General features: G+C 40.3%; 11 protein-coding genes. 5 read left to right on the top strand and 6 right to left on the bottom strand.

Annotated features, from left to right (window positions below; all coding sequences use genetic code 11):
* The coding region (locus tag ACESMA_RS16440) for an HAD family hydrolase (RefSeq protein WP_372949945.1) at positions 1-236 on the bottom strand (236 nt) is incomplete at its 3' end.
* A 7-nt stretch (positions 237-243) separates the two neighbouring features.
* Positions 244-2,772 (bottom strand): LamG-like jellyroll fold domain-containing protein, encoded by a 2,529-nt coding sequence (locus ACESMA_RS16435; RefSeq protein ID WP_372949944.1) that lies wholly within the window; start codon positions 2,770-2,772, stop codon positions 244-246.
* Positions 2,773-3,005: 233 nt separating this feature from the next.
* Between ACESMA_RS16435 and ACESMA_RS16430 the strand changes: the two genes are divergently transcribed.
* Genes ACESMA_RS16430 through ACESMA_RS16410 form a run of 5 tightly spaced genes read left to right on the top strand, consistent with a single transcriptional unit; the run spans position 3,006 to position 9,029 of the window.
* Complete coding sequence (locus tag ACESMA_RS16430; protein ID WP_372949943.1) at positions 3,006-4,532, top strand: SUMF1/EgtB/PvdO family nonheme iron enzyme; 1,527 nt, start codon at positions 3,006-3,008, stop codon at positions 4,530-4,532.
* A gap of 6 nt (positions 4,533-4,538) precedes the next feature.
* On the top strand, positions 4,539-5,879 hold the full coding sequence (locus ACESMA_RS16425; RefSeq protein ID WP_372949942.1) for a Gfo/Idh/MocA family protein: 1,341 nt from the start codon (positions 4,539-4,541) through the stop codon (positions 5,877-5,879).
* Positions 5,880-5,889: 10 nt separating this feature from the next.
* Positions 5,890-6,804: a glycosyltransferase family 2 protein gene (locus ACESMA_RS16420; RefSeq protein WP_372949941.1), complete on the top strand. Its 915-nt coding sequence runs from the start codon at positions 5,890-5,892 to the stop codon at positions 6,802-6,804.
* Positions 6,797-8,749, top strand: coding sequence for a hypothetical protein (locus ACESMA_RS16415; RefSeq protein WP_372949940.1), 1,953 nt, complete (start codon positions 6,797-6,799; stop codon positions 8,747-8,749). The genes ACESMA_RS16420 and ACESMA_RS16415 overlap by 8 nt, the downstream gene beginning before the upstream one ends.
* 28 nt (positions 8,750-8,777) lie before the next feature.
* Positions 8,778-9,029: a hypothetical protein gene (locus ACESMA_RS16410; protein ID WP_372949939.1), complete on the top strand. Its 252-nt coding sequence runs from the start codon at positions 8,778-8,780 to the stop codon at positions 9,027-9,029.
* A 147-nt stretch (positions 9,030-9,176) separates the two neighbouring features.
* On the opposite strand, the gene frr is transcribed toward ACESMA_RS16410, so the two are convergent.
* From frr to ACESMA_RS16390, 4 genes are all read right to left on the bottom strand, one after another.
* Entirely contained in the window at positions 9,177-9,740 is a 564-nt protein-coding gene (gene frr, locus ACESMA_RS16405; protein WP_372949938.1) for a ribosome recycling factor, read from the bottom strand.
* Positions 9,741-9,848: 108 nt separating this feature from the next.
* Positions 9,849-10,556: a UMP kinase gene (gene pyrH / locus ACESMA_RS16400; protein ID WP_372949937.1), complete on the bottom strand. Its 708-nt coding sequence runs from the start codon at positions 10,554-10,556 to the stop codon at positions 9,849-9,851.
* A 16-nt stretch (positions 10,557-10,572) separates the two neighbouring features.
* Positions 10,573-12,225 carry an AMP-binding protein gene (locus ACESMA_RS16395; protein ID WP_372949936.1) on the bottom strand — a complete coding sequence of 551 codons (1,653 nt, stop codon included), beginning with the start codon at positions 12,223-12,225 and terminating at the stop codon, positions 10,573-10,575.
* A gap of 37 nt (positions 12,226-12,262) precedes the next feature.
* The coding region (locus tag ACESMA_RS16390) for a helix-turn-helix domain-containing protein (RefSeq protein WP_372949935.1) at positions 12,263-12,796 on the bottom strand (534 nt) is incomplete at its 5' end.

The raw sequence follows: 12,796 nt of genomic DNA, 5'->3' as shown, positions 1-12,796 counted from the left end.
CCGCGCGATTCCAAAAACGAAGCCACTCCTTTGTAACGAGGTTTTCCATCTACATAATTCAGGTAATCGGACTGAGTGAATTCATTAAACGGTTCATTATGTTTTTCTTCGCGCATGTGCAGGTACTCATCGAACATTTTTTTCCAGGCGGCTGTGTGTGTCATGGCTGTTTTGGTAATTACGCCATCAAGATCGAAAATAACCGCATCAAACTCAGGAAATTGTTTTTCAGTCATGATATATTTATTTAAGACCGTTAATTTTCAGTAGATCAGAGAAATGAGTATTGAACTGTTCAAAATTCATCGGATAAGTTTCCCCCATCGTATTTTGATATTTCGAGCAGAATGATTCAAAATGAAATTTAGCCTGATGAATGTTATTCATTTGCCGTAATACCCAAACCTGCAACCAGGTAGCTTCATCGCTCAAATCGTCGTATTCCAGAATTCGTTTGGCCAAAGCATCCATTTTGGGTAATTCGTTGGTGTTATTATAATAAACGGCCAGTTTTAAAAGATTGTCAATTACCTGATTTCCTGTGTATCCTCTTATTTCATCGAGCCAGTCCCAATTCAACCCTTTTAAAAACCGGCCATTTTTTACCAGATGGAAAAAGGCTTCAAGTTGGGTTTTGTCCATTCCGCCTGAAATCTGGCAAAGTTTGTAAGCTTCGGCATAATCGCAAAAAAATGATTTTTCGGTTTTTGCCAGTAAATGCCCGTTTTGAGTGACTATTTCAACACCATCAAATTTTTGTAATATTTTACGTAGTTTATTCAACGTTACCGCGCGGTTATTGGAAACTTTTTTTGCCGGAAGACCACTCCAAAGCTGTTCATCAATTTCAGAAACCGAAGCTCCGTTTTGATTTTTTAAGGTTGCAATCAGGATAAACAAAAACAACTCTTTTACTTTTGGTGTGAATAGTGCCGAAATATCATTGCCATCGCGGTCAATGGCTTTAAACCCTCCAAAAAGACGAACCTGATTTGCTGCATTTTTTTCGGGAACCCAAACAGAATTGCCCTTCATTACAGTTTTCTTTTTTCGAAAAATGAAATACAGAATTACTGCAACAATAAAAATTGCAATAAGAACCAGTGACGTTATAAGTGCCTTTCCCTCCGTTAATCTTTGGGTTGATTTGGATTCTTCCACCGTTTTAACTTCTTCATTCAGCGCCAACCGGGTTATTTCTTCGGATCCCAGCGGTCGGTTCCAGAAGTGCAAATCATCAATGTAACCCCGCAAACTTGCACCCTGCGAAAGTGCGCTCCCCAAATGAATATCGGCGGTACCCGAAAAAGGTGGATGCCCTTCGGAACTGCCAATATTCCGGCCGTTTAAAAAAATGGCTTGTTCACCGGTTTCAAGAATGTACCGCCAAACTATGTGGTACCAAATATTGGGTTCCAGTTTTTCTTCCGAAATATAATCGTTTGCCCATAGCCCAAAATAGGGATGGCCCGATCTCAGAATCAAATGAAGTCCGCGGCGGTATTCACTTTCGTAGTTTCCTAACACAGCGTTGTCACCAAACTCCAAAATTTCACTGAATTTCACAAAACAACTTACCGTAAAACTGCTGTTTCTAAGCCCAAAAACTTCCGGAGATCCAAGGTTTACATTCGAGTTTTCAGGAAGGCGCAAAACGGTTCCGCGCTCAATATCCTGACTAAATGAATAGTTTTCTCCTGAATATGTTTTTTCAGGAAATAAAACATTCTGAATTTCCTCATCGAAATGAAAATTGCCTGTAAGTCCCTGGCTGAGGCTTAATGGATTTGCCATAATCTGATAACTCTCAGGAACTTCCATCTCTCCGGTTACAATAATTTGTTCAGGTGTCATTCGGTAACCTGGCACAAAAGGGGTAAGGGTTAATTCATCTCCGCCACGGTAAGGAAAACTAAACCGGCCTCCTGTAACGGAAACCTCCGGGTTTTTCCAATAAACTTTCTCAAATGTTTTTCCTGCTCCCCTTATGGTTCCTGTTATCCAGGTAAATGAATTTAATTGTGAAATAATAAAATTGAAATTTAAAATTTCTTCTCCAACAAAAATAAAATTCGGTTTTTTACCATAACGTGTCCAGCTTTCGAGTAAAAAATTGATATAATCCGGAACCAGGTTTTGAATATTGCTACCGGGAATCGAATTGACCGGCAGATTTTCAAAATCTTGAATCAGAAACAGCTCCAGGTTGGTTTTGTTGTTTTTTCCTGTTTTTGCCATTTCTGCTGATATTTGGAAGATATAATCATCTGTAAAATGTATTGTTCGTCCCGGATTTTCAACATTTCCTGAAACAAAAAACAAAACACGTCGATTGGCTTGTATCAGGTAATCCATTGTTGGCCAGGCCTCTCCCCGGGGGAGGTAGAAAATTTGTGATGCAATTTCCGAATGGCTGATGATGGAATCAAGAACCCGCATTTCTCCTTCAAAATGAATAAAAACAGGAATAACCTTTGCTGAGTCTGCTGTTATAAACTGATTTATTTTTTCAAGAATTGAAGTGAAACTATATTGGCTGCCTGCAAGTGAAATTTCACCATTTTCTTCGGTTAAACTAAACTGCATTCCTGAATTGTTGTTCGATTCCAAAAAGTCCAATAAACGCTGGTTGTTAAAGTTGGAAGGCTGAATTTTTGCAATCAGAAATGAAGTTTCTGAAAATTCTTTTGCATAAGATTTTCCGGATAAAAACAATAAAGCTAATACCAATGGAAACACAAGGAGGTTACAGAATTTTACTTTGTTACTCATAAAAAATTAATATGCCTTCAACCTTAATTCCGAATTATTTTCAGCTCAAAAATAAACTTTTCCGGGAAAGTTTTCTTCATTTTTCATTTTTTTATGATTTTTTTAATGAAATGAAATTCAATAGAATAAATAAAAAATTAATTGAAAATTAAGGAATTGGTAAGTTTTAGATACATTGACTGTTAATAACGAGATAATAGCTGAATTGTATTATTGATGAAAATACAGTAAAAATGTCTGGTAAAATTAGTCGAAAGCATTATTTGATTTTTATTGTGGGCGGTTTGTCCGCAATATTATTTTTGGCGCTTTCCCAAAAAACCATTGAATATACTTCAACAGATGAATTTTGTGCGGCTTGCCATGCTCATCCTCATGCCGATGCCACATTTTTACTTTCGGCACATAACAGTAACCGCTCCGGTGTATCAGCCAAATGTGTCGATTGCCACCTTCCTCCTGAAGATCAAGGTGCTTATTTCCTATACCGAAAAGCTTACCATGGCTTTCATGACCTGTATGTTTTTATGACCAAAGATATGGATGAAATAGACTGGGAAGCCAAACGTACGGTCGAAGCATCAAAACGTTTCGTTTATGAAGATGGTTGCAAAAAATGCCACACCAATCTATTCCCTGCAACTTTAGATGCACTGGGTGCCGAATCGCATTTGAAATACCTTCGTGATCCTGAAAATAATTCATGCGTGAAATGTCACCTTAATGTTGGCCATTACAGGGGTGAAGCAACGCTAACCATGGAAGAAACAGTGGTTTCTCCTGAAGAATTGTTCAACGAACCAGCCACTGTTACTGCATTTGAAGATTTTTCCGAGAAAATTCCGGGCACAACAGTTTCCTTTAATATGAAAGCCATTGAAGGCGGGCAGTTTAACATGGGAAGCCCCGCAGACGAGCCCTACCGAAGACCAGATGAAGGACCGGTTCGTGATGTGGAAGTGAAGAGTTTCTGGATGGCAGAAATAGAAGTGACCTGGAATGAATACCTGGCATTTTTTAATGCCACCAGTTCGCAAGGAAGGAAGGAGGCGGATGCGGAGGTTGATGAAGAGGTTGATGGCATTTCCGGAGCTACTCCTCCATGGGGAGCACCTGACCAGGGTTGGGGAATGGGATCCCGCCCGGCCATTACCATGACACACCATGCAGCCGAAACCTATTGCCGCTGGTTAAGCAGTGTAACCGGGAAAAAATACCGGCTTCCAACCGAAGCTGAATGGGAGTATGCCGCACGTGGCGGCACTACCGGACCTTACTTTTTTGAAGGATCTCCCAAAGATTTTGAACGTGACGGACTTTGGAACAAAATATTTGGACCTGATACTGCGGTAATAAATACGTATGTAATTTACCAGGAAAACAGTCCGTACCGAACGCAACCACCTTTGCTTGTCAACCCCAATCCTTTTGGGCTGAAAAACATGCTGGGCAATGTGGCTGAATTTTGTCTCGATTATTACGACCCGCAGGTTTATGCAAAATATCCACAAGGTGTTGTAAAGAATCCGAGAGGGCCACGTGAAGGTTTGGAACATGTTATAAGAGGCGGTTCATTTAAGAATACTGCGAAGGATTTAAGAATTGCCCGGCGCGATTTTACCCGAACCAAAGAGTGGCTGGAAACAGATCCGCAGATACCTAAAAGTATTTGGTGGTATTCCGACTGCAATCATGTTGGTTTCAGGGTTATTTGTGAATACAACCAGGAAGAATTGAATGCAGAAACAACCAAAAATTAAAATACCATGGAAAAAAATCAACTTTCGCGCAGGAATTTTCTGGAAAGATCGGCACTTATCGGCGCCGCCGGACTGGCTGGCATAAGTGCGCTGAATTCCTGCAGCAATAAAAGTAAACCGGTTGATTACACCTTTCCTCCGCTTTTAAACAAGGCTCCCGATGGAGCGAAATTACGTGCAGGACTTGTCGGCTGCGGAAATCGTGGCACCGGCGCTGCACTCAATTTTCTGGCTGCCGGAAACGACCTGGAACTGGTTGCCTTGGCTGATGTTTTTGAAGACAAAGTTTGGGATTGCCATTCCAAACTTGAAAAACAAAAAGTTGAAGTGCCAAAAGGAAACTGCTTTTGGGGTTTCGACTCCTATAAAAAGTTGCTGGATGTTGATTTGGACGTGGTAATTCTGGCTACTCCGCCACACTTTAGACCGGAACATTTCGATGCAGCCATTCAGGCAAAAAAACATGTTTTTATGGAGAAACCTGTTTCGGTAGATGCGGTTGGTGCACGGCAAATAATTTCAACTTCAAAAAAGGCTGAGAATATGGGACTTACTGTGATTACGGGCACCCAACGCCGCCACCAACGCGATTATGTGGAAACATACCGGCAGGTAGCTTCAGGAGCTATCGGCGAGATAACTTCGGCAAAAGCCTGGTGGCTGCAGTCGCATGTTTGGTTTCGTACCCGCGAAGAAGGCTGGAGCGACATGGAGTATATGCTTCGGAACTGGAACAACTTCTGCTGGCTTTGTGGCGACCACATTCTGGATACCCATGTGCACAATATAGATATTGTAAACTGGTTTTTGGGAAAAAATCCTGAAAGTGCCATTGGATTCGGGGGCAGAGTAAGGCGTCTTACCGGTGATCAATACGATTTTTTCAGCATCGATTTTGAATTTGGAAAAGGTGTTTTTTCGCACAGCATGTCACGCCAGATTGACGGCTGTGCAAATACTCTGGGCGAATTGGTGATGGGAACCGAAGGCTACACAAACTGTAAAAACACCATCTACAATCCCGATGGAACCATTAAATGGCAATATGAATATCCGAAGAACAAAGACGGAAAATCTACAGGAATTGTGGAAGTCTCGCCTTACGTTCAGGAACATATTGATTTGGTAACAGCTATTCGGACCAACAAACCGGTGGTAGAAGCAGAACGGACTGCTGTTTCCACGCTAACCGCAATAATGGCCAGAACGGCTGCTTATACCGGTCAGAAAGTTACCTGGGAAGACATGATGAATTCGACGGAGCGCCTTGGGCCTGAAAAATATGAAATGGGGTCTGTGGATATGGAATTTCCTGTTCCATTACCGGGAACTCAGCATAAAACTTAAACAATAGATTATGATTTCGGTCGTCATTCCATTATTTAACGAAGAACTGTTGGTAAAACGGTTACTTTCTGAACTCTGGGAGTCTTTGGAAAAAACAGGGGAAGAGTTTGAAGTTGTTTGTGTTGACGATGGCAGTACCGATAACACATTAAAAAAGCTGCTGAAAATTCGGGAGAAAAACAGTCAGCTTAAAATTGTTTCCCTTTCGAGAAATTACGGACTGCAACCGGCTATGACAGCCGGTATTGATTTTGCCAAAGGAGATTATGTGGTCATTATGGACGGCGATTTTCAGGATCCGCCAGACCTTGTTCCTGTGCTTTTTGAAAAGATAAAAGCATCAGGTGCCGACATTGTTTCTGCAGTACGCGAGGCCCGTAATGAAAAGTTCACAAAAAGGGTTTACATTAATATTTTTCACCGCATTTTCGATCGGCTTACCGGTGGGCAGCAGGTAGCGCAAACAGGTAATTTTTGTATTCTTAATAAAAAGGCTCACCAGGCTATGCTCAGGTTTTCTGAGCGAAACAGGTATCTCCCGGGTATAAGGAATTTCATCGGATTCAAACATGAATTTATTTTGTACGATCGGCCTGACCGAACCGAAGGTGAAGCTAAAATGAGTCGCCGAAAACTTTTTGCCCTGGCCACCGACGCCATTTATTCTTTTTCAAAATGGCCCATTAAAATTTGCCTGATTCTTGGAATTCTGGGTGTACTGATATTTCTGGCTGCCATAATTTATACAGTAGCGTCAAAAGTCCTGGGACTTGCACCTATCGGCTGGTCTTCCATGTTTTTGGCCATTAGTTTTTTTGGTTCGGTACAGCTCACATTTTTAGGATTAATTGGTGAGTATATTTACCGCATTTTTAAAGAAGTTCAAAACCGGCCACTCTATTTTGTTCAGCAAATTTATGAGTAGCGGAGTTCACATATTAACTGCAAAGAATGCCTTTGTGATATTAATGATTTTATTGGCAATAGTACTGGCATTCCTGGCTCCCAGGGCAGCAGTTAATGTGGACGAACAATTGCACTATCCTCATGCAAAAAAAGTGGTGAACTGGTATTTCACTTTCGGTGCCGATGAAAGTTGCCTTATTACACCACAAACCAACCTGAAATATTACGGACAATCTGTTGATAATTTTACGGCACTTGTTAACCGGGTTTTCAAAATTGAAAATGAGTTTCTGACCAGACATTACACCGGGGCCGTCTTTTTTTGGTTGCTGATATTTTTTTCCGGATTGCTTGCACAAAGATTATCCGGTTCCTGGCACGTAGCAGTTTTTGCTGTGCTGGCTTTGGTATTTATGCCGCGACTGGCAGGTCAGGCATTTGGAAACCTGAAAGACATTCCTTTTGCAACCGGTTACATGGCAGGTTTGTACCTGATCATCCGGTTTTTAAAAGAATTACCCCGTCCCACCTGGAAAACAACTGTCTTGCTTGGACTGGCCATTGCTTTTACCGTTTCCGTGCGGGCTGGCGGATTTATTCTTTTTGCCTATTTAGGATTGAGTATCATTATATATTTTGTTTTGAAGCCTTTTTACCTGAAACAAATAGTTTCAACTAAACCCGTTTTTGTAAGGTTGTTGGGCCAGGGGGCAGTAATTCTGCTGATTGGTTATTTTGCCGGATTGCTGTTCTGGCCCTATGCCTTGCAAAATGTTTTGGTTCATCCGGTAGAAAGCCTTGGAGTAATGGAGCATTACAAAGTGAGTATTCGTCAGGTTTTTGAAGCGGAACTTTTGTGGAGCACTCAATTGCCCTGGTATTATTTGCCTAAGTGGATGCTCATTTCAACACCTGTAATTATTTTGGCAGGTTTTATATTTTTTTTGTGGTTTTTTTTCAGAAATATTTTTACTAAAAGTGAAGGAATACAACAATTTATGAGCGAAGGATTTATATTATTTGCCTTTATTTTTCCTTTCATTTATGTAATTGCAATTGAGTCCAACTTGTATAGTGGAGTCAGGCAAATGTTGTTTATTTTGCCTCCGGTTGCAATTCTTTCAGTAATTGGAATATTCAGATTAATAAAATTAGTTGAGAAGCGAAACAGAAAAATTTCGTATGCTGGATATGCCTTTTTTTTTATTGTGCTGGTTTTGCCTTTAAAACATCAGGCGTCCACCTTTCCGGTTGATTATGTGTATTTTAACTCGTTGATTGGCGGAAACAATAATGCCTGGGGAGATTACGAATACGATTACTATTTTCATGCAATAAAAGCACCTGCTGAAGATTTAATTGAGTTGGCGGATGGGAAAGAGATTACTGTGGCAATGAATTGTAATTTGTCGAATTACTTTAAAAATCACACCAACATCAAATACGAATATACTCGGTTTTTGGAGCGTAGTTCAAAAAATTGGGACTATGGAATTTTTGGCTTGAATTATTTGCATCCCTTTCTGCTTAAAAATAATAACTGGGCACCTTCCGGCATTTTAAAAACTTATTTTCATCATGGAAATCCGGTTGCTGTGCTGGTAAAAAGAACAGATAAAACAGATTTTCGGGGAATTTCTGAAATAAAAAACGGAAATTTGCAGGAAGGAATTTGTTTGCTGGAAGTAGCAATAGAACAAGATCCGAAAAATATTTGGTTGTTTGTAAATTTGGCGAAAGCAAAACTGGAAACCGGCGACTTGTCCGGTTTTGAGGAATATTTTAAGAGAGGAAAGGAAATACATTCTTATTTTGAACCGTTATTTTTGGTTGAGGCAATCTATTTTTATCGTATTGAAAAGTATGAAGAGTCGCTTGCCGTTTTAACTAATTTGTTTGAAATAAACCCAAGATATCTTCCGGCTGAAAAGTTGCTCGAAGACGTAAAAAAGAAGTTGAATTGAAAAAGTATAACCTTAAAATTGAATAGAAATGAAAACATTAAAAAGATTTATTGCAACAATTGTTACCGGTATTTTGAGTGTTCCCTATTTGCTGATGGCGCAGGACGAAGGGACTTACATTGACAATCTGGGAGTTCAGGACAGTTCCTACATGGAGCAGGACCTGCTTGCCGAAGGGGCAAAAAGTTCGGGTTCGGGTACTACTGTCATAATCATTGTTGTTATAGTTATTGTAATTGCTGCGGTGGGATACCTGGCTATGAAGAAAAAGAAAAAATAGGAATTTTGGTGTTTTCCTGAAAAACCTACCCAATGGGTGGGTTTTTTTTTGCCCGGAATTGGACAAAAAAAAAGGCAGCTTCTACAAGCTGCCTCAAAGCCATGAAAACAATTAAACAATGTTCAGAAAACAGAAAACTAGAAACAATTAAATCGTCATAATATCTTTTTCTTTAGCTACCACTAAAGTATCAACTTTTTTCCCAAAATCATCAGTAAACTTTTGAACTTCTGCCTCCGCATCCTTTTCAATGTCTTCCGACAAACCTTCTTTCAATAATTTCTTCAAACTTTCATTTGCATCTTTTCTGGCTGTGCGGATGCTCACTTTTGCAGTTTCACCTTCCTGACCGGCCTGTTTTACCAGTTGTTTTCTTCTTTCTTCGGTTAATGCCGGAATGTTTACCCGGATAATTTCACCGTTATTTTCAGGATTGAAACCCAAATTCGCTGCTAATATAGCTTTTTCTATAACAGGAATCAAATTTTTTTCCCAGGGTTGAATGGCAATTGTCCGGGCATCGGGTGTACTTACATTGGAAACCTGGTTGAGAGGTGTGAGTGAGCCGTAGTAATCGACCTGAACACCATCAAGCATTGCAGGTGAAGCTTTACCTGCCCTGATGTGTATCAGTTCTTTTTCGAGATGCGCTATGGCATCCCGCATTTTTTCCTTACAATGGTCTAAAATAAAATCTACTTCTTCTTGCATTGGTCAAGCAATGTATTTCCAACTTTTGATCGATAGCAAATATAGAAAAAATATATTTACACGAAAATTTTTTGATTTATTTTGTTTTGTCGCACATTAAAAATGTCTTTAATACACAATAGTTCCGATATTTTCACCGGTAATTACTTTTTTCAGATTGCCTTTTTCATCCATGTTAAATACCAGCACAGGAAGGTTGTTTTCTTTACACAATGTGGTTGCAGTAAGGTCCATTATACGCAGGTTCCGTTTGTAAATTTCATCGAAACTGATTTTTTCAAATTTTTTTGCTTCGGGGTCTTTTTCGGGGTCTGCCGTGTAAACTCCATCAACCCTGGTACCCTTAAACATAATTTCAGCTTCTATTTCTATTGCCCGCAATGCGCTGGCTGTGTCTGTAGTAAAAAATGGATTTCCTGTTCCTCCTGAAATAATTGCCACCTCGCCTTTCTCAATAGCTGAAATGGCTTTTTCTTTGGCGTAAAATTCACCAACCGGTTCCATCCTGATTGCCGTAAATACCCTGCCGGAAACTCCTTTTGATTTTAATGCTGAACTGAGCGCAAGACTGTTAATCACAGTGGCCAGCATTCCCATTTGGTCACCTTTCACCCGGTCGAAACCTTTGTTTGTGCCGCTTAATCCCCTGAAAATATTACCGCCACCAATTACAATTCCAATTTGAACACCCATTTTGGCAAGGTCTGCAATTTGTTCCGCATAATCGTTCAAACGGTTTTCATCAATTCCGTAATTCTGGTTGCCAATGAGCGATTCTCCACTCAGTTTTAGTAAAATGCGTCTGTATTTTATCATAGGTAAAAAATTGGTTTTATACTATTTCAATTCCTTTAGCTTTACACAATTCAACACTTTTCTCGCTCAGTTTATATTTTTGAATTTTTCCGCTGGCGGTCATCGGAAATTCCTTTACAAAAAAGATGTATTTTGGAATTTTAAACCGGGCAATTTGTCCGCGACAAAAATCTCTGATTTCTTCTTCGGTAATACTTTGGCCTTCTTTGAGTTTGATGAAGGCCCCAACCTGCTCCCCGTATTTCGGACTTGGAACGCCTGCCACTTCTACGGTTTCAATTTGCGGAAGCTGGTACAAGTAGTTTTCAATTTCCCGCGGGTAAATATTTTCACCTCCCCTGATGATCATGTCTTTTATACGACCGGTAATTTTGTAAAAACCATCTTTGGTTTTAACAGCAAGGTCGCCCGAATGAAGCCAGCCATCTTCATCAATAACTTTTTTTGTTGCCTCCGGATTTTTATAATAACCTTTCATTACATTATATCCGCGGCAGCAAATTTCACCCTGTTCACCTGCCTGGCATACCTCTCCGGTTTCCGTATTTACAACCTTCACTTGCACGTTCGGAAATTCAAACCCAACAGTTGTTGAACGAACTTCGGGTGAATTATGCGTGCGGGTGGCTGTCATTCCGGGCGATGTTTCAGTTAGTCCGTAAACGATAATTACATCTTTCATGTGCATTTTGGTCATCACCTGGTTCATGGTTTCGATGGGGCAAAGTGCACCTGCCATAATTCCGGTGCGCAGCGAACGCAGATCGAACATGTCGAACATTGGATGGTTTAATTCGGCAATGAACATAGTTGGCACTCCGTTTAGGGCAGTGCATTTTTCTTTTTGAACCGATGCCAGAACCATCAACGGATCAAATTCTTCGTTAAATACCAATGTTGCCCCGTGTGTTAATACAGCACAAAGTGAGAGTACACAGCCAAAACAGTGGAACATGGGCACGCAAACCAGCAATCGCTCGTCAGATGTATATTTCATACACTGTCCTGTTGCGAACCCGTTGTTTAGAATGTTGTGGTGGGAGAGCATCACTCCTTTGGGAAAACCAGTTGTTCCTGAAGTGTATTGCATGTTCACCACGTCGTGGCAAATAATGGTTTCTTTGATGCTTTCCAGTTCAATGTCGTCAACGTGGTTTCCTAACAGAATCAACTCAGCCGTATTAAACATTCCACGGTGTTTTTCCTGACCAATAAAAACTACATTTTTGAGTTCAGGAAATTTTTCACTTTTTAGTTCACCACGGGCTTGATCTTTTAATTCGGGAACCAGATCGAAAATCATTCTTACAAAATCGCTGTCGCGGTAACCATCGGCCAGGCAGAGTGTGTTAACATCAGCATTTTGCAGCAGGTATTCAAGCTCTGAAAGTTTATAACTTGTATTGATGGTAACCAAAATGGCACCGATTTTAGCCGTGGCAAACATAAATGTAGTCCAGTCGGGAACATTTTTAGCCCAAATTCCAACTTTATCGCCGGGTTTTACACCAATGTATAAAAGTCCTTTTGCCAAATTGTCCACCCGTTTATTAAACTGCGCATAAGTAAACCGCAGGTTCCGATCCGGATATACCATGAATTCCTTTTCCGGAGTTTCAAATGCCCATTTTTCCAGAATTTCACCCAGTGTATAATCGAGTAGTTGCATGAAGTTGTAAGTTCAAAAGATTTTCTGGTTAAACAATTTAAAACGGAGTATATACAACGGCAAGAATTTTTGCCGGTTGGTTATTTGCAGCATGTACATTATGTGCCACAACCGAATCGAGGTAAATGGTATCTCCTTTATTTATCTGAAAAACATCTTTGCCGTAATTTACTTCAATGCTTCCTTCCAAAACATAAATAAATTCTTCTCCTTCGTGCGACGACAACTTATAATCTGAATCTTTCGACGGTTCAATTTCAACAATAAACGGTTCCATGTGCCTTCCGGTTTTATCTTGTGCCAGCGAGAAAAAATTGAGATGTTCGCGTGTTGATTCGTCTTTGGTTGAAAAACTCATGGTTGATTTTTCTTCGCCTGCTCTAACAATTGCCGGCCCAACCTGGTCCTGGTCGTCGAGAAAAGTGCCAATACGCACACCAAGTGCCCTCGAAATTTTAATAAGATGCCCCAGAGAAGGCATCACTCCTTTCTCTTCAATTTTTTCAAGTTGTTCTTTATCCAGGTTAGCTTTCAGGGCAAGGTCTTCTCTGGTTATTTGCCTGAATTCGCG

Origin of the sequence: Mariniphaga sp. (assembly GCF_041687215.1) — a bacterium.
Classification (GTDB): Bacteria; Bacteroidota; Bacteroidia; order Bacteroidales; family Prolixibacteraceae; genus Mariniphaga.
The sequence above is the reverse complement of the archived record's forward strand: the minus strand, read 5'-3'. Positions and strand labels throughout refer to the sequence as shown.

Bases quoted from the DNA above. Each gene is read 5' to 3' on its own strand.
- ACESMA_RS16435 (WP_372949944.1), bottom strand. From the start codon at position 2,772: ATGAGTAACAAAGTAAAATTCTGTAACCTCCTTGTGTTTCCATTGGTA.
- ACESMA_RS16430 (WP_372949943.1), top strand. From the start codon at position 3,006: ATGTCTGGTAAAATTAGTCGAAAGCATTATTTGATTTTTATTGTGGGC.
- ACESMA_RS16420 (WP_372949941.1), top strand. From the start codon at position 5,890: ATGATTTCGGTCGTCATTCCATTATTTAACGAAGAACTGTTGGTAAAA.
- frr (WP_372949938.1), bottom strand. From the start codon at position 9,740: ATGCAAGAAGAAGTAGATTTTATTTTAGACCATTGTAAGGAAAAAATG.
- ACESMA_RS16410 (WP_372949939.1), top strand. From the start codon at position 8,778: ATGAAAACATTAAAAAGATTTATTGCAACAATTGTTACCGGTATTTTG.
- ACESMA_RS16415 (WP_372949940.1), top strand. From the start codon at position 6,797: ATGAGTAGCGGAGTTCACATATTAACTGCAAAGAATGCCTTTGTGATA.
- pyrH (WP_372949937.1), bottom strand. From the start codon at position 10,556: ATGATAAAATACAGACGCATTTTACTAAAACTGAGTGGAGAATCGCTC.
- ACESMA_RS16425 (WP_372949942.1), top strand. From the start codon at position 4,539: ATGGAAAAAAATCAACTTTCGCGCAGGAATTTTCTGGAAAGATCGGCA.
- ACESMA_RS16395 (WP_372949936.1), bottom strand. From the start codon at position 12,225: ATGCAACTACTCGATTATACACTGGGTGAAATTCTGGAAAAATGGGCA.